This window comes from Enterobacter kobei, from assembly GCF_001729765.1.
GTDB lineage: Bacteria > Pseudomonadota > Gammaproteobacteria > Enterobacterales > Enterobacteriaceae > Enterobacter > Enterobacter kobei.
In genome coordinates, this window is the sequence record NZ_CP017181.1 from 456,671 (window position 1) to 476,926 (window position 20,256).

Annotated in this window: 17 protein-coding genes and 1 pseudogene; 7 read left to right on the forward strand and 11 right to left on the reverse strand. The window is 58.2% G+C overall.

Annotation, left to right across the window (positions count from 1 at the left end):
• Window positions 1-141: 141 nt before the first annotated feature.
• Entirely contained in the window at window positions 142-2,526 is a 2,385-nt protein-coding gene (locus BFV64_RS02190; RefSeq protein WP_069601646.1) for a beta-N-acetylhexosaminidase, read from the forward strand.
• Between the two features lie 75 nt (window positions 2,527-2,601).
• Here BFV64_RS02190 and BFV64_RS02195 read toward each other — a convergent pair whose 3' ends face one another.
• The 6 genes from BFV64_RS02195 to BFV64_RS23930 form a co-directional block, all read right to left on the reverse strand.
• A complete protein-coding gene (locus BFV64_RS02195) occupies window positions 2,602-3,759 on the reverse strand; it encodes a DDE-type integrase/transposase/recombinase (protein WP_045282386.1) in 1,158 nt (385 codons plus the stop codon).
• Between the two features lie 149 nt (window positions 3,760-3,908).
• Window positions 3,909-5,360: an N-acetylglucosamine-binding protein GbpA gene (gene gbpA, locus BFV64_RS02200; protein ID WP_063308438.1), complete on the reverse strand. Its 1,452-nt coding sequence runs from the start codon at window positions 5,358-5,360 to the stop codon at window positions 3,909-3,911.
• 133 nt (window positions 5,361-5,493) lie between these two features.
• The gene (ridA, locus tag BFV64_RS02205) at window positions 5,494-5,880 is read right to left on the reverse strand and encodes a 2-iminobutanoate/2-iminopropanoate deaminase (protein WP_014882305.1); all 387 of its coding nucleotides are present in this window, start codon (window positions 5,878-5,880) and stop codon (window positions 5,494-5,496) included.
• Between the two features lie 74 nt (window positions 5,881-5,954).
• On the reverse strand, window positions 5,955-6,416 hold the full coding sequence (gene pyrI / locus BFV64_RS02210; protein WP_014882306.1) for an aspartate carbamoyltransferase regulatory subunit: 462 nt from the start codon (window positions 6,414-6,416) through the stop codon (window positions 5,955-5,957).
• Between the two features lie 12 nt (window positions 6,417-6,428).
• On the reverse strand, window positions 6,429-7,361 hold the full coding sequence (gene pyrB, locus BFV64_RS02215; protein ID WP_014882307.1) for an aspartate carbamoyltransferase: 933 nt from the start codon (window positions 7,359-7,361) through the stop codon (window positions 6,429-6,431).
• 34 nt (window positions 7,362-7,395) lie between these two features.
• The gene (locus BFV64_RS23930; RefSeq protein ID WP_022646880.1) at window positions 7,396-7,500 is read right to left on the reverse strand and encodes a pyrBI operon leader peptide; all 105 of its coding nucleotides are present in this window, start codon (window positions 7,498-7,500) and stop codon (window positions 7,396-7,398) included.
• On the opposite strand from BFV64_RS23930, the pseudogene BFV64_RS25195 reads away from it, so the two are divergent.
• A pseudogene (locus tag BFV64_RS25195) lies at window positions 7,480-7,597 on the forward strand (hypothetical protein). The gene BFV64_RS23930 and the pseudogene BFV64_RS25195 overlap by 21 nt on opposite strands.
• Before the next feature lie 3 nt (window positions 7,598-7,600).
• Here BFV64_RS25195 and BFV64_RS02220 read toward each other — a convergent pair.
• The 5 genes from BFV64_RS02220 to arcA form a co-directional block, all read right to left on the reverse strand.
• Complete coding sequence (locus BFV64_RS02220; RefSeq protein WP_014882308.1) at window positions 7,601-8,080, reverse strand: arginine repressor; 480 nt, start codon at window positions 8,078-8,080, stop codon at window positions 7,601-7,603.
• Between the two features lie 80 nt (window positions 8,081-8,160).
• Window positions 8,161-9,564 (reverse strand): YfcC family protein, encoded by a 1,404-nt coding sequence (locus BFV64_RS02225; protein WP_069601647.1) that lies wholly within the window; start codon window positions 9,562-9,564, stop codon window positions 8,161-8,163.
• A 47-nt stretch (window positions 9,565-9,611) separates the two neighbouring features.
• The gene (gene argF / locus BFV64_RS02230; RefSeq protein ID WP_023310201.1) at window positions 9,612-10,616 is read right to left on the reverse strand and encodes an ornithine carbamoyltransferase; all 1,005 of its coding nucleotides are present in this window, start codon (window positions 10,614-10,616) and stop codon (window positions 9,612-9,614) included.
• Between the two features lie 26 nt (window positions 10,617-10,642).
• Window positions 10,643-11,554 carry a carbamate kinase gene (arcC, locus tag BFV64_RS02235; protein WP_047027151.1) on the reverse strand — a complete coding sequence of 304 codons (912 nt, stop codon included), beginning with the start codon at window positions 11,552-11,554 and terminating at the stop codon, window positions 10,643-10,645.
• A 10-nt stretch (window positions 11,555-11,564) separates the two neighbouring features.
• Entirely contained in the window at window positions 11,565-12,785 is a 1,221-nt protein-coding gene (gene arcA, locus BFV64_RS02240; protein WP_069601648.1) for an arginine deiminase, read from the reverse strand.
• A 675-nt stretch (window positions 12,786-13,460) separates the two neighbouring features.
• Between arcA and BFV64_RS02245 the strand changes: the two genes are divergently transcribed.
• The 5 genes from BFV64_RS02245 (at window position 13,461) to BFV64_RS02265 (ending at window position 20,254) form a co-directional block, all read left to right on the forward strand.
• Window positions 13,461-13,913 carry a YhcH/YjgK/YiaL family protein gene (locus tag BFV64_RS02245; protein WP_069601649.1) on the forward strand — a complete coding sequence of 151 codons (453 nt, stop codon included), beginning with the start codon at window positions 13,461-13,463 and terminating at the stop codon, window positions 13,911-13,913.
• 221 nt (window positions 13,914-14,134) lie between these two features.
• Entirely contained in the window at window positions 14,135-15,043 is a 909-nt protein-coding gene (yagE, locus tag BFV64_RS02250) for a 2-keto-3-deoxygluconate aldolase (RefSeq protein WP_045281930.1), read from the forward strand.
• 14 nt (window positions 15,044-15,057) lie between these two features.
• Window positions 15,058-17,025 carry a xylonate dehydratase YagF gene (gene yagF / locus BFV64_RS02255; RefSeq protein ID WP_014882315.1) on the forward strand — a complete coding sequence of 656 codons (1,968 nt, stop codon included), beginning with the start codon at window positions 15,058-15,060 and terminating at the stop codon, window positions 17,023-17,025.
• 224 nt (window positions 17,026-17,249) lie between these two features.
• The gene (locus BFV64_RS02260) at window positions 17,250-18,632 is read left to right on the forward strand and encodes an MFS transporter (protein WP_014882316.1); all 1,383 of its coding nucleotides are present in this window, start codon (window positions 17,250-17,252) and stop codon (window positions 18,630-18,632) included.
• An 11-nt stretch (window positions 18,633-18,643) separates the two neighbouring features.
• Window positions 18,644-20,254 carry a glycoside hydrolase family 43 protein gene (locus BFV64_RS02265; protein ID WP_069601650.1) on the forward strand — a complete coding sequence of 537 codons (1,611 nt, stop codon included), beginning with the start codon at window positions 18,644-18,646 and terminating at the stop codon, window positions 20,252-20,254.
• The last annotated feature ends 2 nt before the right edge of the window (window positions 20,255-20,256 follow it).

A 20,256-nucleotide genomic window follows, 5' to 3' on the forward strand; every position in this document is an offset into this window, starting at 1 on the left:
AAGCGCAGCGCCACCGGGCAATAGCTTTCTTCCCAAATTCAACAACCTGTGATCGCCGTCGGCGCATTCGCTTGACGACAATTTGTACGCATGTTAACAGAATGTTTTGCCTTTATTTGGCCCGTCAGATAAGGAACATTCATGTTACGGTACAGTCTCTTAACCGCCGGGCTGCTGCTCGGCGCCTCTGCCTTTGCCGCCCCGGCAGGGGATCTCCCGTTAATGCCCTGGCCTGCGAAGGTGGAACGCCCGACCACGCAGGGCGCACTGGTGCTCACCAGCCAACTTTCCGTGACCGTCAGCGGCGACGATCTCGGCGACGCGGTCAACCGCCTGCGTCAGCGTATCGCCCTGCAAACCGGCTGGACGCTACAGCCGCAGGCTGAGCAACCGGACAAACCGACCATTCGCATCGCCATCGCCAAAAAGGTGAAGCAACAGCCGCTGCCGGACAGCGATGAAAGCTATAAGCTAACGGTGGATGCCAACGGTGTGAACATCTCCGCCAACACCCGCTTCGGCGCGCTGCGGGCGATGGAAACGCTGCTTCAGCTGGTGCAAAACGGCGCGGAAAACACGTCGCTGCCGTGGGTGACCATTGAAGACGCGCCGCGCTTCCCGTGGCGAGGGCTGCTGCTCGACTCGGCGCGCCATTTCATTCCCGTCGCGGATATCAAACGCCAGATTGACGGCATGGCGGCCGCAAAGCTTAACGTCCTGCACTGGCACTTAACCGACGATCAGGGCTGGCGCTTCAGCTCGAAGCGTTACCCGAAGCTGACGCAGCTTGCCAGCGACGGGCTGTTCTATACCCCTGAGCAGATGCGCGAGATTGTTCGCTATGCCACCGAGCGCGGCATCCGCGTGGTGCCGGAGATCGACATGCCGGGCCACGCCTCGGCGATTGCTGTAGCCTACCCGGAGCTGATGAGCGCGCCGGGGCCCTACAAAATGGAGCGCAACTGGGGCGTGCTGAAGCCGGTGCTTGATCCGACCAAAGAGGCCACATACGCCTTTGCTGACGCGATGGTCAGCGAACTGGCAGCGATCTTCCCGGATCCGTATCTGCACATCGGCGGGGATGAGGTGGACGACAGCCAGTGGAAAGCGAATCCTGCCATTCAGCAGTTTATGCGTGACCACACGCTGGCGGACAGCCACGCGCTGCAGGCCTATTTCAACCGCAAGCTGGAGACGCTCCTCGAGAAACATCATCGGCAGATGGTCGGCTGGGATGAGATCTATCACCCTGACTTACCGAAAAGCATTCTGATCCAGTCCTGGCAGGGGCAGGACGCGCTGGGTAAGGTGGCGCAAACCGGCTACAAGGGCATTCTTTCGACCGGTTTCTACCTCGATCAACCCCAGTCCACCGCCTATCACTACCGCAATGAAATCGTTCCCCAGGGGCTGAATGGCGTGGACGTGATAGCAGACACCGACAGCGCCCAGAGCTGGGCCTTCTCCATGCCGCGTCTGAAAGGCAAGCCGGTCGAGGGGAGTTTTACCCTGGTGAAAGGGGACGCCGGCTGGCGCGGTTTTATTGATTTTGCCGGGAAATCCCGCCGCGCGGTGCAGGATATTGCATGGCGCGACGACAATCAGGTGACGTTTACCGTTGACACCTGGATGGGTGAAACGCGCCCGGTCGTCTCGGTCGATAACGACAAGCTCACCGGTTACTTCCTGGTGGGCAATACCCGCTATCCGATTAGCGGTACCCGTCTGGACGAGGTGCCGAAAGGGATCCCACCGGTAGTGCCGGACGTGGCGAATCAGGCTAATTTGCTCGGCGGAGAAGCCGCGCTGTGGGCGGAAAACGTGGTCGCACCGGTGCTGGATATCCGCCTGTGGCCGCGGACGTTTGCGGTGGCGGAGCGGTTATGGTCCGCGCAGGACGTCAATGATGTCGACAACATGTATACCCGCCTGCAGGCGATGGACAGCTGGACGACGGTGTCGGTTGGCCTGCAGCAGCATACCCAGCAGCAGGTGCAATTCACGCGGCTCGCGAATAATGCCGACACGTTGCCGCTGCAAATCCTCGCGCAGGCGCTTGAACCGGCCCAGTATTACACCCGTCAGCACCTCAAGTTCCAGGCGGGAAACTATCACCAGTTTGAGCCGCTTAACCGCCTCGCGGATGCGCTGAATGCGGAAAGCATCACCGTGCGTCAGATGAACAAATGGGCGGACTGTCTGGTGAGCGATGCGGAAGACACGGAAAGCGCCGACGCGCTGCGCCACGTCTTTAATCGCTGGCAGAGCAACACCAGCGACGCGCTGGCGCTGAGCGAAAACAGCTATCAGCTGAAGGCGATTAAACCGGTGATCCTGGAGGTGGATAAGCTTGCCGCAATTGGCCTGAGGCTGACGGATCTGGTGGCGCGACAGGGCACGCTGGATGACAAAGAAATCGCCTCGATTCAACGCGAGCTGGATAACGCGGCGAAGGTGCAGGACGAAGTGGTGATTGCTGCGGTGTATCCGCTGGAGACGCTGCTCAGGGCGACGCGAAACCAGTAACATAAGCGCCCGGTGGCGCTACTGTATGACCGGATACATAGGTGACAGATCAGACCGGGAACATAGGTAACACTTTTAGTCTATCCGGAGCACACTCTGGGTTTTTCGGTCGTAGTACGCAAGCGTTATCCCATTAAAGATGATGGCCTCAAGGCCATCATCTTGTTCTTCCAGCATGATGTACTCCCCAGTCAGTGCTTCACTCAGGAACACCGTACCCTTTTTTCCCATATAGAGGGTCCCCCTCGATTTCACCCTGTAGACTGTACCTCCTTCCGGATAAGCATATTCAGGAACACGGCCATCCCAGTGTCGGTTTGAGGGTTGCCATACCGTTCCGGGCGTTGCTCCCGCCAGTGCTTCATGCGGCCTTTCGTAGTTAAATTCTTTCCGGTAGTCACTGAACCACCGCTGTTGTTCTTCCATCGTCATGAAGGTGTTGCCCTGTTTCACCGCACTTTTCAGGGAGCGGTGCATTCGCTCATGGCGGCCATTTTCTTCCGGATGCCCCTTTCTGATACGCTCCGGCCTGATGCCCAGCTTGATTAGCCAGACGGCAAGACGACTTAATCCGGCTATTCCTGTTCCCGCGAAGGGCTGGCCGTTATCGGTTCTAAGCACTTCCGGCAGACCATATTCCAGGAACGCATCCGTCAGGCACTCTCTGACAAAGGGTTCACTCTCACGGTGTGTTCCCCGGCAGCTGAGCAGATACCGGCTGTGATTATCGGTCAGGGTGAAAGGATGGCAGTACTCTCTGCTGAGCAGCCTGAACTTGCCTTTAAAATCAGCGCTCCAGACCTGATTGTTCTCACTGATGATGGTCAGGGGCTGGCGATTGCCTGGTGTTCTGCGTTTTCGTTTTTTATCCGGAACCAGGCCTTCGCGCTTGAGGATATCGCCGATAGTGCTGGCGGCAGGTACGGTAAAATCGACGTGATGATTGAGCAACCACATCCGCAGTTTTTTTGGCCCCCAGTCAGGGTGTTTTTGACGCAGGGCAGTCAGGTGTCCGGCGATATCATCAGGAACCGTCCGGGAGTGGGAGCGTGGCGCACGCGACCGGTCCGAGAGAGATGACAGGTCAGAAGGGTCAAAACGCTGAAGCCATTTATAGCCGGTTTTACGGCTGATGCCAAAAAGACGGCAAAGCGCGGAGAAGGAGTCCGTACCTGCATGGCAGGCACGGATAAAATCAAGGCGTTGCATAGGTCGGGTCTCAGTCCAGGGCATAGCGAGTCTCCTCTTCTATGCCAGTTATAACTGTTACCCATGTATCCGGTCTAAAGTGTTACCCATGTTTCCGGTTCATACCCTACGCTTACCGGGCCTACGTGACGTGTAGGCCCGGCAAACGAAGTGCCGCCGGGCGTAAAGGCAACTCAGTTCTTCAACATCCACGCCTCTTTCCAGTCTGAACCCACGCCGGGCTCGAACTGAGTCGAGGTCGAACTGTACTGCTTGCAGTACCCACTGTACGGGAATGGCTTGCACTCGTAGGTCTTACCGTCTTTGGGCTGCAACACCACGGTGCCCGCCTTATAAGAGGCAAGGTTATCCGGGAAGATAAAATCAGATTTACCGGTATCGCCGGAGGTTGCTTCACCTTCGAGCATCATATCCAGCACGTCCTGCGCGAACAGGGTGCCGGCTTTATTGGTGGCGTAGTATTTCAGCATGTGGTGCCCTGGCGTGACGTTTGTCAGGTTCATGGTCACATCCTGGTTGCTGTTATTCATATCCTGCTTCAGATAACCTTTTTCCGCTCCGGGATGGTTCAATACGTGTGCTTCAAGGTTCACGTCACCCTGCGTATTGACGTGGAATGTCACCGTCGCGGCACCGTGAGTCACTTTGCTGTAATGCAGGTCAGTCACGGCAATGGATTCATTAACCACCGCTTTTTGCTCTTCATAAGAGATAGCCACTGACTTTAGCGTACTGTCTTCTTTTACGAAGACGCTGTTTGCGCCGTGAACCGGGCTAACGTCTCCGCTTTCATCCTTCACGCCGACGCGCACGTCGTGATGAGCGCTGTTAATTTTTTGCGCCAGATCGTAGGCCCACTGGTTGGCATCTCCCTGTTGAGCCGAGGCGATAGTCAGCTCGGTCGCCATGGAGGCGATTTCGCCGTTGGCATCGAAGAAGCGAGCAATTACTTTATCGCCCACGTTGAGGTTGTTACCCGCAACCTGGCCGCTCAGCGTTTTGCTCCACACGGAGGCGGCGACCGGGGTTTCATCCGGCGTGACGTTGCCGCCGTTACCGAAGTCCACGTCGATGGCCTGATAGAAACTGTTGGGCGTATCGGCAATTTCCCACACGCCGTAAATCACCTGATAACCGGTACGTTCCGGCACGTTACAGTTCATCGACTGGGTCATTGCGGGCGCCTGGCCGTTGCCGTTTACCGTACAAAACGGCGTTAAGTCGAACTGGTCGCGGGTCAGCGGCTTATTCGGGTTCCAGTTTTGTTTGGTGATGTAATAGCGCCAGTTGGTGGTTTTGTGCGGCGCGGTGTGGTGCCAGACAAACTGATGTACCCCGGCGGTCATCGGCGTTTTGGTCCAGGCATTCTGGCTTTGCTTATCAAGCTGCGAGTAGTTGGCAATCCCGGCGCTGGCGAGTTCGCCATCCGGCGGCAGGCTCCCTGACGGGAAACCGGAGGCACGTTCTACGCTCTGGGGTTCATATTCCACCAGACCGCAGTCAATGTTTTGTCCCTGTTTACACATATAAGCGCGGCTGGCAGGGGATTCGATATAGCCATGTGCCAGCGCAGAAGAGGCTACCGTAAGAGTGGCCATAGCCAACGCAATTCTGGAGATTTTCATTTTTGTCCGAAGCGGGAATTTATAAAGGTGTGCGAGTGTATTTATTCCCGGACCGCGTCGTCATCGTATTACGAAGGTAAAAATAGCCAAATAAAAAAGGCAGCCGAAGCTGCCCTGGTTTGCCTGAAATTGATTAGCGGCGCACGGCGATCGCTTCGATTTCAATTTTCACGTCTTTTGGCAGACGCGCCACTTCAACGCAGGAGCGCGCCGGGAAGGTCGCGTTGTGTTCGGTAAAGAATGCTTCGTAAGTGGCGTTAACGGTCGCGAAATCGTTCAGATCTTTCACGAACACGGTCGTTTTCACGATGTCGCCCACTTTCAGACCGGCAGATTCAACGATAGCCTGCACGTTTTCCAGCGACTGACGCGCCTGTGCCGCTACGTCGGCTGGCACTTCACCGGTTTTTGGGTTCACCGGGATCTGGCCCGAGGTGATGATCATGCTGCCCAGATCAACGCCCTGAACGTACGGGCCGATAGCCGCGGGTGCATTTTCCGTCGCGAGTACTTTGGTCATGATTTCTCCAGAATAACAGCTGATTAAATGTTCCCGGCCATTATAGGGAGGCCGGGATCCTTTACCAACCTCAATTAGTTGGCCAGCACCACATAATGAGAAAACTCTTTTTCGCAGTATTTGCATTTGAGTGCGATGTCATCAGCGCGTTTTTTCACTGCAAAACTGGATGAAACCGGCTCAGCATGACTGATGCAGTTGCTGTTCGGACAGACCAGCACGCTCTCGATGCGATCCGGCAGGCCAGGATGGGATTTGCCGACCACTTCATACTCGTCGATGCGGTTGACGGTGGCATCCGGTGCGTACAGCGACAGCTGGTTGACCTGCTCGTCGGTCAGGAAGGTATTCTCGATTTTGATCAAGTCCTTGCGGCCCATCTCGCCCGACGGCAGGTTCAGGCCAATGGTGATGCGCTGATCGGTCTCGGTCAGTTTGAACAGCGTCAGCAGCTTAAAGCCCACCTGCGCAGGGATGTGGTCAATCACGGTGCCACGTTTGATGGCTTCAACCTGGAGTTTGTTATCGTGTGTCATGGTCGTCTCCCCTTACAGTGCTAAATCGCGATTCAGAACCAGTGCCAGTAACGCCTGGCGGGCGAAGATACCGTTCCCGGCCTGCTGGAAATACCAGGCGTGCGGCGTTTTATCCACGTCTGTGGTGATCTCATCGATGCGCGGCAGCGGGTGCAGCACCTTCATGTTGTCGCGCGCGCCGTCGAGGTCGCTGGCGCGCAGCACAAACTGCGCCTTCACGTTGGCGTACTCGGAAGGATCCAGACGCTCTTTCTGCACGCGGGTCATGTAGAGAATATCCACGTGGCTCATCACCTCTTCGATGCTGGCGTGCAGGCTCCACGCAATGCCTTTTTCGTCCAGCATATCGAGAATGTACTGCGGCATCGCCAGCGCGTCTGGGGCGATGAAGAAGAAGCGGTTGCCGTTAAATTTCGCCAGCGCCTGGGTCAGGGAGTGGACGGTGCGGCCATATTTCAGGTCGCCGACCATGGCGATGTTCAGGTTCTCCAGCGTGCCCTGCGTCTCCTGAATGGTGAACAGATCCAGCAGGGTCTGCGTCGGATGCTGGTTAGCACCGTCCCCGGCGTTCAGTACCGGGATGCCACCGGAAAACTCGGTCGCCAGGCGCGCCGCGCCCTCCTGCGGGTGGCGCATCACAATCGCGTCTACGTAGGTGCTGATCACTGAAATGGTATCCGCCAGGGTCTCGCCTTTTTTACCCAGCGACGTGTTGCTGCTGTCTGAGAAGCCCACCACGCTCGCGCCCAGGCGGTGCATGGAGGTTTCAAAGGAGAGGCGGGTGCGGGTCGAGGCTTCAAAGAAGCAGCTCGCAATCACCTTGTGCTTCAGCAGCTCCGGTTGCGGATTGGCCTTCAGTTTTGCCGCGGTTTCCAGAACCAGTTCCAGCTCTTCGCGGCTGAGGTCGTTTATGGAAATGATGTGTTTTTGATAAAGCGGATTCATGTTTATCTCCTGACGCCGGGCAAAAAAAAGCCCCTCAAATGAGGGGCTCTGGGAATAGATTAAGCAACGGGAAGAAAAACGGCAGGCCAGCGTCTGATTTCAGACGCGGTAAGACGTTATGTCGTACACGCTTGACCATGCTTCCTCCCGGCAAATTGTCGGGCATTATACGCAGCTCGCTTTGCGGATCAAGCGATTTAATGCACGCTTTACTCAATGCAAACGGTTCTTTATGAATATTAATGCGTTCTGAGTAAATAATTAATTTGCTTATGCACCAGCGCGGTGCGCTTCACCACCCGAGGGGCGACCCAGACGATACTGCTTCCGGCCACCACGCCTAAAATTTCCGGTAACTGGTGATAATCCAGGATACGCGCCACCGCGCGGCCATATCCGGCAACGGTATGGATAAGGATAAATTCGCTATTGTGCTCAACGCTCACCACCATTTCGGACACGGTGCGCGCGGCATCAGGAGCCGGGCGCAGCTGGGGATTGAGCGAATAAATCTTTAGCCCTTTGGCATTTCGAATTTTTATGACACCGAGCAACTTGAGCAGACGTGAAACGGTGGACTGGCTGATGGTCTCAAAACCCCGCTCCTGTAAGTCGCGGCGGATCTCCTCCTGAGAGAGATAGCCCTTTTCCGCGATCAGACGCTGGCAGACCGTTAGCTGTAGTTGCTCTTTGGGAGAGTACTCTTCGTAATCCATCATAGTTCCCATATCAGTTCCCGAAATAACCGGTGACACCGCACCGATCCACAGGCCGGATAAGCGCAGCGCCATCCGGCAAATTACAACAACGCCCCCAGACTTAACGCCACCATAATCACCACCGTTAAAATCCCCAGCAGCGGCGCGACCCATTTCAGATAGCGCACGTAAGGCACGCGGGCGATAGCCAGCCCGCCCATTACGACGGCAGAGGTGGGAGTGATCAGGTTAACGATACCGGACGCCGACTGGTAAGCCGTAACCACCAGGTCGCGGTTGACGTTAGCGAAATCGGCAAGAGGCGCCATGATCGGCATCGTCAGAACGGCCAGGCCGGACGAAGAAGGCACAAGAAACGACAGCACCACCTCCAGCCAGTACATCACGTTGATGAACGCCACCGTCGATAAGCCGGTAACCATTCCCTCGGCGCTGTGCAAAATGGTGTGGGTAATCATGCCCTTATCCATGATCACTACGATACCGCGCGCGATACCGATAATCAGCGCGACGCCCAGCAAATCTCGCGCGCCGTTGATAAAGGTTGAGGTCAGTTCCTCTTCGCTCATGCGGGCGATCAGGCCGACGATTATTGCACTGGCGAGAAACACCGCTGAGATCTCCGCCATCCACCAGCCGAGCACCGCCACCCCGTAGATCATGACCGCGAAGGCAAGAGCGAAAATCACCAGGATGATTTTGCGCACCGGGGTGAATTCCAGCGACTGTTCGCCCTTGTTGCCGAGGAAGTGGGCGAGGTTCTCCTCCTGTTTGTCCGCAACGATGGAGAGAGAGGGATCCTTGCGCACTTTACGGGCATAGCGCATCACCCACGCCACACAGATGATCCACCCGATGACCAGCAGCGCGACGCGCAGGGCGATACCGTTGGTGAAGGGGATCCCGGCGGCGTTGGCGGCGATCACCGTCGCGAACGGGTTAATGGTGGAGCCAAGCGTGCCGATCCCGGCGCCGAGCAGCACGGTGGAGGCGGCTACCACCGGGTCGAAACGTGCGGCCAGCATCACCGGAACCAGCAGGGTATAGAACGGCAGGGACTCTTCGGCCATGCCGTAAATGGTGCCGCCTGCGGCAAACAGCGCCATCAGGATCGGGATCATCCACTCTTCGCGACCGCGCAACCGGGTGGTGACGCGTTCGATCCCGGCGTCAATGGCCCCGGTTTTGGTGACGATCCCGAGGAATCCCCCGATGATCAGTATAAACAGCGCAACGTCGATCGCCCCGGCCTGGCCGGACTCGGGATCGTACAACCCGGCAATCGGGGCCATCAGCACGGAAACCAGTCCCTGCGGATGGGCCGCTACGTGCGCATAGGTTCCGGCAACCGGCACGTCCTTGCCGAGCGCCTCGTTCATGGCCATGTGATACTGCCCGGCCGGAACAATCCACGTCAGGACGGCAACGATGGCAATCAGAAAAAAGAGAATGGTGTATGCGGAGGGAAATTTGAACTTGCCCATGATGTTCTCCTGAAACCCGGCGCACCCCGCGGCACGCCGGGCGGTGATTAGTCGCCGAGTGTCGCCACCATGACCGCTTTAATGGTATGCATGCGGTTTTCTGCTTCATCAAAGACGATAGAGTTCGGGGATTCGAAGACCTCTTCCGTCACCTCCAGCCCTTTCAGGCCATAGGCCATTTCGATTTCGCGGCCCACTTTGGTGTGCTCGTTGTGAAACGCCGGCAGGCAGTGCATGAACTTGACGTTCGGGTTGCCGGTGGCTTTCATGACGTCCGCGTTAATTTGATACGGCTTCATCAGGCTGACGCGTTCGGCCCACGCCTCTTTCGGCTCGCCCATGGAGACCCACACGTCGGTGTAGAGGAAATCCGTCCCGCGCACGCCTTCTTCCACGTCGTCGGTCAGGGTGATGCGCGCGCCCGTTTCTTTCGCGATGGCACGGCACTGCTCAACCAGACCCGCTTCCGGCCAGAAGGATTTCGGTGCCACCAGGCGGATGTCCATCCCCATTTTGGCCGCGCCGACCATCAGGGAGTTGCCCATGTTGTTGCGTGCGTCGCCGAGATAAGCAAAGCTTAGCTCCGGCAGGGTTTTGCCCGGCGCGTGCTCCAGCATGGTCATCAGATCGGCGAGGATCTGCGTCGGATGGAATTCGTCGGTCAGGCCGTTCCACACCGGTACGCCCGCGTATTCACCCAGCTCTTCAACAATCGCCTGGCCGTAGCCGCGGTATTCGATACCGTCATACATACGCCCCAACACGCGGGCGGTGTCTTTCATCGACTCTTTATGGCCGATCTGCGATCCGCTTGGGCCGAGGTAGGTCACCTGCGCACCCTGGTCAAACGCGCCCACTTCGAAGGCGCAGCGGGTGCGGGTGGAGGTTTTTTCAAAGATCAGGGCGATGTTTTTGCCGACCAGGGTTTGCTTTTCGCGTCCGGCTTTTTTGGCCGCTTTCAGCTCGATGGCGAGGTCGATCAGGTACTGGATCTCCGCCGGGGTGTAGTCCAGCAGTTTCAGGAAGTTGCGGTTTTTCAGGTTGATGGTCATATGGGAAATCCTTTTTAAATGTATGTTCAGTTACGAATCAACGTGCCTTTCTCGCCCGCCAGAATCTCTGCCCCATCGGCCAGCGCGCCGATCCCGGCAATGCCGTTGCAGGCTTCAACAAACTCGCGGCAGGCGGCCACTTTCGGCCCCATCGATCCGGCGTCAAACTGCATGCCTCTGAGCAGTCCTGGCGTCACCTGCGCCAGCGGGCGCTGGGTCGGTTTTCCCCAGTCGAGGTACACCGCGTCGGCATCGGTGAGGATCAGCAGGGCGTCGGCCTCAATCTGGCGCGCCAGCAGGGCGGCGGAGAGGTCTTTGTCGATCACCGCCTCAATGCCGTGATAGCCGTTGGCGTTTTCCACCACCGGCACGCCGCCGCCGCCGTTGCAGATCACCAGGTGGTCGCGCTGGATCAGCGCCGTGATGGCGTCGCTCTCGACGATGCGTTTCGGCTGCGGTGACGGCACCACGCGACGGAAGTAGCTGCCGTCGGCCTTAAACACCCAGCCTTTTTCCGCGGCCAGCGTTTTTGCCTGGGCTTCGCTGTACACCGGGCCGATGTATTTGGTCGGGGTGCTGAACGCCGGGTCGGCGGCGTCCACTTCCACCTGCGTGAGCAGGACGCTCACCTCACGCTGCGGCAGGCTGTTTTTCAGCGCCTGCTGGAGCATGTAGCCGATCATCCCCTGGCTTTCGGCACCAAGAACGTCCAGTGGGTAAGGGGTCACTTTGTCGTAGGCGCTGTTCTGCAGCGCCAGCAGCCCGACCTGTGGACCGTTGCCGTGAACCAGCACCACGCGCCACTGCGCCGTGAGCCCGGCGATGGTGCGGGCGGCCTGCTCAATGTTCTGGCGCTGGATCTCGGCTTCCAGCGGCTCGCCGCGCTTCAGCAGTGCGTTGCCGCCAAGGGCCACAACCAGAGTGGGTTTTCGTTCCATGATGGCTCCTTTAAATTCCGTCGCGTTCCAGTGGGCAGCTCATGCAGCGTGCGCCGCCGCGGCCGCGTCCCAGCTCATCGCCCGGGATAGGCAGCACGGTGATGCCGGCTTTGTCGTACTTCTCGTTAGTCCAGACGTTGCGCTCGTAGCCAATCACCACGCCGGGACGGATGGTCAGAACGTTGTTGGCGTCGTTCCACTGTTCGCGTTCGGCTTCAAAGGCGTCGCCGCCGGTGGTGATCAGGCGCACCTGGTTAATGCCGAGCGCTTTCTCGATGGCGTGCAGCAGGTCGGTTTCCTGGGTACGTTGCAGGCCGCCGCGCCCGTCAGGGGTGAGCGTCCAGCACTGGGCGTCTTTGCGCACTACTTCCGGGTAGACGGAGAAAGTGTCCACGTCGATGTGGGTCATCACGGTGTCGAGGTGCATGCAGGAGCGGTGTTTTGGCAGCTCAACGGCGATCACGCGCTCGGCCTGGCGGTGTTTGAACAGGCTGTTGGCGAGGAACTCCACGCCCTGCGGCGTCGTGCGTTCGGACATGCCGATCAATACCGCCCCGCGACCAATCACTAATACGTCGCCGCCTTCCAGGGTAGCGTGGTCGTAATTAATATTTTCGTCGCCGAAATACTTAATAAAATCGCCGTCGGCAAATGCCGGATGCCAGCGATATATTGCCCGAAGGTTATTGGTTTCACGCTGACGGGCGGGTTTAGCCATCGGGTTAATGGAGACGCCGTTATAAATCCAACAGGAAGTGTCACGGGTAAATAAATGGTTGGGCAGCGGCTTCATAATAAAGTCATTGGCCGTGTGGGTATCTACCACCATATTTTTGATGGCCGCCGGAATTTCGCCGTAGGTTAATCCGCCGCTTAATCTGCGCGCCAGTTCACGGTGCGGCATGTCCGCCAGCCAGCCGCGCACGTCGCCCGCAAAGGTAGGCCCGAGGCGATAGTCCGAGATTTGCGTCTCCAGCAGCCAGGCTTTCGCTTCTGTAATATCAAGCGTTTGTGTCAGGAGGTCGGTTAACAGCAGGACTTCCACACCCTGCTCGCGCAGCGTGTTTGCGAAGATATCATGCTCTTCACCCGCCCGTTCAACCGAGAGCACATCATCGAAAAGCAGTTCCTGACAATTCGATGGCGTTAAACGTCTCAGACTTAAATTTGGGCGGTGCAGCATAACGCTACGCAATTGACCAATTTCAGAACCGACGTAATGCTTTTCCATAATTATTCCTTTAACTGTTTTTCAGAATAAAAAGGTCATGCGCCATGTGATGTGTTTAATTTCATGGCGGCTAAGCTCAATTGATTTCGAGGTTCATACTAGGCGGTTAAATAATCATTATTGTGATGCGGTTCACGCGAAAATGGATATTAAGGTGTTTGTTTTCATTTGCATGATTCGCATCAGATAGTGATTAATTTCATATTATTGGCACGTGAATAGCTAAGCAGCATTCGGTGGCAATATTTGTGTTTGTTATTATTTTGTAGAATTTAATGTTTCGAAATAATTAGTTATGTCATTGATTTTAAAAGTTAAAATTTGGTGTCGGGAATAGCTATGCAATAATGGCAGTTAACTATTTTTGACTTAAGAAAAATCCATAAATAATTATGGGTTTATAAAGGAAATTATTAAAGTGATAAAATGTGATACGGCAGCAGGTTTTGTGATTTACGCTTTCGATTCAGGAGGTTATGTTGGCGCTATCGCGCGCGCGAAATGAGGTTATGCATAACCGCTGCATAATTGCCTGTGTGTGATTAACAGTGAATTAACACCTTTCCCGATAAACATGCGCTCGCGCAAAGGTCACAGAAAAAGGACTGGTATGGCAGCGCGAACTCTCGTATAAAAGACAAAAATGAAACGTCGTTTTACATTGAGAGGTTTTTCATGATCATCGGCAACATCCACCATCTCCAGCCCTGGCTGCCTGACGCGCTGCGCCAGGCCATTGAGTATATAAAGCGCCACGTCACCGACGCTACGCCGCCCGGCAAGCATGATATCGATGGCAACACACTGTTTTATCTGGTCTCGGAAGACATGACTCAGCCGTTTGCTGAACGCCGCGCCGAGTTTCATGCGCGCTATCTGGACATCCAGATCGTGATGAAGGGTCAGGAAGGGATGACCTTCAGCACCCTGCCGCACGGTACGCCGGATACCGACTGGCTGGCGGACAAAGACATCGCGTTCCTGCCGGAAGGCGAGCAGGAGAAAACCGTGGTGCTGAGCGAAGGGGATTTTGTGGTGTTCTGGCCTGGCGAAGTCCATAAGCCGCTGTGCGCGGTGGGGGCGCCTGCCAGGGTGCGAAAAGTCGTGGTGAAAATGCTGATTGAATAACTCCATTAACCCCGGCAGGGAGTAAAAGTCCCCTCTCCCTGTGGGAGAGGGTTAGGGTGAGGGCAACAGACCGCACCCTTTAATCTGTGATCCAGCTTAAATTTCCCGCACTCCCTACTCATCTCCCATTTACCTGCGCTTTTTCTGCGTCATAGTATGATCGTTAAATTAATGAACGCTGTTCTATAATGTAGAACAAAATGATTCTGCAAGGAGATCTCATGCCGCAGCCTGTGTTGTTTACGGGAATCATTCCCCCTGTCTCCACCATTTTTACCGCCGATGGGCAGCTCGATAAGCAGGGCACCGCCGCGCTGATCGACGATCTGATCGCCGCAGGCGTTGATGGCCTGTTCTTCCTCGGCAGCGGCGGCGAATTCTCCCAGCTCAACGCCGAAGAGCGTAAAACCATTGCCCGCTTTGCTATCGATCATGTCGATCGTCGCGTACCGGTTCTGATCGGCACCGGCGGCACCAACGCCCGGGAAACCATTGAACTGAGCCAGCACGCGCAGCAGGCGGGCGCGGACGGCATCGTGGTCATCAACCCCTACTACTGGAAAGTGTCGGAAGCGAGCCTGATTCGCTATTTCGAACAGGTGGCCGACAGCGTCACGCTGCCGGTGATGCTCTATAACTTCCCGGCGCTGACCGGGCAGGATCTCACGCCAGCGCTGGTGAAAACCCTCGCCGACTCGCGCAGCAACATCGTAGGCATTAAAGACACCATCGACTCCGTCGCCCATCTGCGCAGCATGATCCACACCGTCAAAGCGGCCCACCCACACTTCACCGTGCTGTGTGGCTACGACGACCATCTGTTTAATACCCTGCTGCTCGGTGGCGACGGGGCGATTTCGGCGAGCGGCAACTTTGCGCCGCAGGTGTCGGTAAATCTTCTGAAAGCCTGGCGCGATAAGGATGTGGCGAAAGCGGCTGAGTATCATCAGACCTTGCTGCAAATCCCGCAGCTGTATCAGCTGGATACGCCGTTCGTGAACGTCATTAAAGAGGCGATTGTACTTTGCGGCCGCCCGATCTCCACGCACGTGCTGCCGCCCGCTTCACCGCTGGACGAGCCGCGCAAAGCGCAGCTGAAATCCCTGCTGCAACAGCTCAAGCTCTGCTGAGCCGGAAGATAACCATGACCATCGAGAAAATTTTCACCCCACAGGACGATGCGTTTTACGCGGTGATCACCCACGCGGCGGGGCCGCAGGGCGCGCTGCCGCTGACCCCGCAGATGCTGATGGAATCCCCCAGTGGCAACCTGTTCGGCATGACGCAAAACGCCGGGATGGGCTGGGACGCCAACAGGCTGACCGGCAAAGAGGTGCTGATCATCGGTACCCAGGGCGGCATCCGCGCCGGGGACGGACGCCCGGTTGCGCTGGGCTACCACACCGGGCACTGGGAAATTGGCATGCAGATGCAGGCGGCAGCGAAGGAGATCACCCGCAACGGTGGGATCCCGTTCGCGGCCTTCGTCAGCGACCCGTGCGACGGGCGCTCTCAGGGCACGCACGGCATGTTCGACTCCCTGCCGTACCGCAACGACGCGGCGATCGTGTTTCGTCGTCTGATCCGCTCCCTGCCGACGCGCCGGGCGGTGATCGGCGTGGCAACCTGCGATAAAGGGCTGCCTGCGACCATGATCGCGCTGGCCGCCATGCACGATCTGCCGACCATTCTGGTGCCGGGCGGCGCGACGCTGCCGCCGACCGTGGGTGAAGATGCGGGCAAGGTGCAGACCATTGGCGCGCGCTTTGCCAACCACGAGCTGTCGTTGCAGGAGGCCGCCGAGCTGGGCTGTCGCGCCTGCGCGTCGCCGGGCGGCGGGTGTCAGTTTCTCGGCACGGCGGGCACTTCTCAGGTGGTTGCGGAAGCGCTGGGTCTGGCACTGCCGCACTCCGCGCTGGCACCGTCCGGGCAGGCGGTGTGGCTGGAGATCGCCCGCCAGTCGGCGCGGGCGGTGAGCGAGCTGGATAACCGCGGCATCACCACGCGCGATATCCTCACCGATAAGGCCATCGAAAACGCCATGGTGCTCCACGCGGCGTTCGGCGGTTCCACCAATTTACTGCTGCACATACCGGCCATCGCCCACGCGGCGGGCTGCACCCTTCCTGACGTCGCGCACTGGACGCGCATCAACCGTAAAGTTCCGCGCCTGGTGAGCGTTCTGCCCAACGGTCCGGACTATCATCCGACCGTGCGCGCGTTCCTGGCAGGCGGCGTGCCGGAGGTGATGCTCCACCTGCGCGATCTCGGCCTGCTGCATCTGGATGCCATGACCGTGACCGGCCAGACGGTGGGAGAGAACCTCGACTGGTGGCAGGCTTCGGAACGTCGGGCGCGCTTCCGTCAGTGCCTGCGCGAGCAGGACGGCGTCGATCCGGATGACGTGATCCTGCCGCCCGAGAAGGCCAAAGCGAAAGGGCTGACCTCAACGGTCTGCTTCCCGACGGGCAACATTGCGCCGGAAGGATCGGTGATCAAGGCCACGGCGATCGACCCGTCGGTGGTCGGTGACGATGGCGTTTACCGCCACACCGGTCGGGCGCGGGTGTTTGTCTCAGAAGCGCAGGCGATTAAGGCCATCAAGCGGGAAGAGATTCAGCAGGGCGATATCATGGTGGTGATCGGCGGCGGACCGTCCGGCACCGGCATGGAAGAGACCTACCAGCTCACCTCCGCGCTGAAGCATATCTCGTGGGGCAAAACGGTGTCGCTGATTACCGATGCGCGCTTCTCGGGCGTGTCGACGGGCGCCTGCTTCGGGCACGTGTCGCCGGAGGCGCTGGCGGGCGGGCCGATCGGCAAATTGCGCGATAACGACATCATTGAGATTGCCGTGGATCGTATGACCCTGACGGGCAGCGTGAACTTTATCGGCACGGCGGACACCCCGCTGACGCCGGAAGAGGGCGCGCGCGAGCTGGCACGGCGGCAGACGCATCCGGACCTGCACGCCCACGACTTTTTGCCGGACGATACGCGGCTATGGGCAGCATTGCAGTCGGTGAGCGGTGGCACCTGGAAAGGCTGTATTTATGACACCGATAAAATTATTGAGGTAATTAACGCCGGTAAAAAAGCGCTCGGCATTTAATTATTTCCAGGAAAAAACGTCTGCGGAAAATATTCCGCGGACGGCTTTCGCGTTTCTGTAATTTATTAATTTAAACAATCATTTGCGATATATCGTTGGCGTCACAAAAGCAAAATAACATAATTCAGAAATAAGATATGACCATTGCTGGTTAATTGAACAGCTCATTACACTCCATTAACACGATGTTGTTATTCAGCACACGACATAAGGGTGTAAATCTGATGACGCAATTAACCATGAAAGACAAAATTGGCTACGGGCTGGGTGACACCGCCTGCGGCTTCGTCTGGCAGGCCACGATGTTTCTGCTGGCCTATTTCTATACCGACGTCTTCGGCCTCTCGGCGGGCATTATGGGCACGCTGTTTTTGGTCTCCCGCGTGCTCGACGCCGTCACTGACCCGCTGATGGGGCTGCTGGTTGACCGCACCCGCACGCGGCACGGCCAGTTCCGCCCGTTCCTGCTGTGGGGCGCGATCCCGTTCGGCATCGTCTGCGTACTGACCTTCTACACGCCGGACTTCTCGGCGCAGGGCAAAATCATCTACGCCTGCGTGACCTACATTCTCCTGACCCTGGTCTACACCTTCGTTAACGTGCCGTACTGTGCCATGCCGGGCGTCATCACCGCTGACCCGAAAGAGCGTCACGCCCTGCAATCCTGGCGTTTCTTCCTGGCGGCGGCGGGGTCGCTCGCCATCAGCGGCATTGCCCTGCCGCTGGTGAGCATCATCGGCAAAGGGGACGAGCAGGTGGGCTATTTCGGCGCCATGTGCGTGCTGGGGCTGAGCGGCGTGGTGCTGCTCTACGTCTGCTTCTTTACCACCAAAGAGCGTTACACCTTTGAGGTGCAGCCGGGCTCGTCGGTGGCAAAAGATCTCAGGCTGCTGTTCGGTAACGGCCAGTGGCGCATTATGTGTGCCTTTAAGATGATGGCGACCTGTTCCAACGTGGTGCGCGGCGGGGCGACCCTCTACTTCGTCAAATACGTGATGGATCACCCGGAGCTGGCGACCCAGTTTTTACTCTACGGCAGCCTCGCCACCATGTTCGGCTCGCTCTGCTCCTCCCGCCTGCTGGGCCGCTTTGACCGCGTCACCGCCTTCAAGTGGATCATCGTCGCCTACTCGCTGATCAGCCTGCTGATTTTCGTCACTCCGGCCGAGCATATCGCCCTGATTTTCGCCCTCAACATTCTGTTCCTGTTCGTCTTTAACACCACCACGCCGCTCCAGTGGCTCATGGCCTCTGACGTGGTGGATTACGAGGAGAGCCGCAGCGGGCGCCGCCTCGACGGGCTGGTGTTCTCCACCTACCTGTTCAGCCTGAAGATTGGCCTGGCGATTGGCGGGGCGGTAGTGGGCTGGATCCTCGCGTACGTGAACTACTCCGCCAGCAGCAGCGTGCAGCCGGTTGAGGTGCTGACCACCATCAAAATTCTGTTCTGCGTGGTGCCGGTAGTGCTCTACGCGGGCATGTTCATCATGCTGTCGTTCTATAAGCTCACCGACGCCCGCGTGGAGGCCATCAGCCAGCAGCTGATCAAGCACCGCGCGGCCCAGGGGGAAGCCGTTCCCGACGCCGCGACAGCCGCATCCCATTAACCGGAGGCACTATGGAAATCACTAACCCGATACTCACCGGCTTCAACCCGGACCCGTCCCTCTGCCGCCAGGGCGAGGACTACTACATCGCCACCTCGACCTTCGAGTGGTTCCCGGGCGTGCGCATCTACCACTCCCGCGACTTAAAAAACTGGTCGCTGGTCAGCACCCCGCTGGACCGCGTGTCGATGCTGGACATGAAGGGCAACCCGGACTCCGGCGGCATCTGGGCGCCGTGCCTGAGCTATGCCGACGGCAAATTCTGGCTGCTCTACACCGACGTGAAGATTGTCGACTCGCCGTGGAAAAACGGCCGCAACTACCTCGTCACCGCGCCGTCCATTGAGGGGCCGTGGAGCGAGCCGATCCCGATGGGCAACGGCGGGTTCGACCCGTCCCTGTTTCACGACGACGATGGCCGCAAATATTACCTTTACCGCCCGTGGGGGCCGCGCCACCACAGCAACCCGCACAACACCATCGTGATGCAGGCGTTCGATCCGCAGACCGGTACCCTCTCGCCGGAGCGTAAGACCCTGTTTACCGGCACGCCGCTCTGCTACACCGAAGGCGCGCACCTGTATCGCCACGCAGGATGGTACTACCTGATGGTTGCCGAAGGCGGCACCAGCTACGAACACGCCGTTGTGGTGCTGCGTTCAAAAACGATCGACGGGCCGTACGAGCTGCACCCGGAGGTGACGATGATGACCAGCTGGCACCTGCCGGAGAACCCGCTGCAGAAGAGCGGCCACGGTTCGCTGCTGCAGACCCACACGGGGGAATGGTATATGGCCTACCTCACCAGCCGCCCGCTGCGCCTGCCCGGCGTGCCGCTGTTGGCCTCCGGCGGGCGCGGCTACTGCCCGCTGGGGCGCGAGACCGGCATCGCCCGCATTGAGTGGCGCGACGGCTGGCCGTATGTCGAAGGTGGTAAGCACGCGCAGCTGACCGTGAAAGGCCCGCAGGTGGCCGAGCAGCCTGCAGCCGTTCAGGCCACCTGGCGGGACGACTTCGACGCCAGTTCGCTTGACCCGGAGCTGCAAACCCTGCGCATTCCGTTCGACGACACCCTCGGCTCGCTCACCGCGCGCCCCGGCTATTTACGGCTCTACGGCAACGACTCGCTTAACTCGACCTTCACCCAGTCGACCGTGGCGCGCCGCTGGCAGCACTTCACCTTCCGGGCGGAGACGCGGATGCAGTTCTCGCCGGTCCACTTCCAGCAGAGCGCCGGGCTGACCTGCTACTACAACAGTAAAAACTGGAGCTACTGCTTTGTGGACTACGAGGAGGGGCAGGGGAGAACAATAAAGGTGCTCCAGCTCGACCACAACGTGCCGTCATGGCCGCTGCACGAGCAGCCGATTCCGGTACCGGAGAGTGCGCAGAGCGTCTGGCTGCGCGTCGATGTGGATACGCTGGTCTATCGCTACAGCTACTCGTTCGACGGCGAGACGTGGCACACCGTGCCGGTAACCTATGAGGCGTGGAAACTGTCGGACGACTACATCGGCGGGCGCGGCTTCTTCACCGGCGCATTTGTGGGGCTGCACTGCGAGGACATCAGCGGTGACGGCTGCCACGCGGACTTCGACTACTTGACCTACGAGCCGCTATAGCG

Excerpts from the sequence above, each read along its gene's own strand:
- BFV64_RS02190 (WP_069601646.1), top strand. The coding sequence starts at position 142 with ATGTTACGGTACAGTCTCTTAACCGCCGGGCTGCTGCTCGGCGCCTCT.
- BFV64_RS02195 (WP_045282386.1), bottom strand. The coding sequence starts at position 3,759 with ATGCCCTGGACTGAGACCCGACCTATGCAACGCCTTGATTTTATCCGT.
- gbpA (WP_063308438.1), bottom strand. The coding sequence starts at position 5,360 with ATGAAAATCTCCAGAATTGCGTTGGCTATGGCCACTCTTACGGTAGCC.
- ridA (WP_014882305.1), bottom strand. The coding sequence starts at position 5,880 with ATGACCAAAGTACTCGCGACGGAAAATGCACCCGCGGCTATCGGCCCG.
- pyrI (WP_014882306.1), bottom strand. The coding sequence starts at position 6,416 with ATGACACACGATAACAAACTCCAGGTTGAAGCCATCAAACGTGGCACC.
- pyrB (WP_014882307.1), bottom strand. The coding sequence starts at position 7,361 with ATGAATCCGCTTTATCAAAAACACATCATTTCCATAAACGACCTCAGC.
- BFV64_RS23930 (WP_022646880.1), bottom strand. The coding sequence starts at position 7,500 with ATGGTCAAGCGTGTACGACATAACGTCTTACCGCGTCTGAAATCAGAC.
- BFV64_RS02220 (WP_014882308.1), bottom strand. The coding sequence starts at position 8,080 with ATGATGGATTACGAAGAGTACTCTCCCAAAGAGCAACTACAGCTAACG.
- BFV64_RS02225 (WP_069601647.1), bottom strand. The coding sequence starts at position 9,564 with ATGGGCAAGTTCAAATTTCCCTCCGCATACACCATTCTCTTTTTTCTG.
- argF (WP_023310201.1), bottom strand. The coding sequence starts at position 10,616 with ATGACCATCAACCTGAAAAACCGCAACTTCCTGAAACTGCTGGACTAC.
- arcC (WP_047027151.1), bottom strand. The coding sequence starts at position 11,554 with ATGGAACGAAAACCCACTCTGGTTGTGGCCCTTGGCGGCAACGCACTG.
- arcA (WP_069601648.1), bottom strand. The coding sequence starts at position 12,785 with ATGGAAAAGCATTACGTCGGTTCTGAAATTGGTCAATTGCGTAGCGTT.
- BFV64_RS02245 (WP_069601649.1), top strand. The coding sequence starts at position 13,461 with ATGATCATCGGCAACATCCACCATCTCCAGCCCTGGCTGCCTGACGCG.
- yagE (WP_045281930.1), top strand. The coding sequence starts at position 14,135 with ATGCCGCAGCCTGTGTTGTTTACGGGAATCATTCCCCCTGTCTCCACC.
- yagF (WP_014882315.1), top strand. The coding sequence starts at position 15,058 with ATGACCATCGAGAAAATTTTCACCCCACAGGACGATGCGTTTTACGCG.
- BFV64_RS02260 (WP_014882316.1), top strand. The coding sequence starts at position 17,250 with ATGACGCAATTAACCATGAAAGACAAAATTGGCTACGGGCTGGGTGAC.
- BFV64_RS02265 (WP_069601650.1), top strand. The coding sequence starts at position 18,644 with ATGGAAATCACTAACCCGATACTCACCGGCTTCAACCCGGACCCGTCC.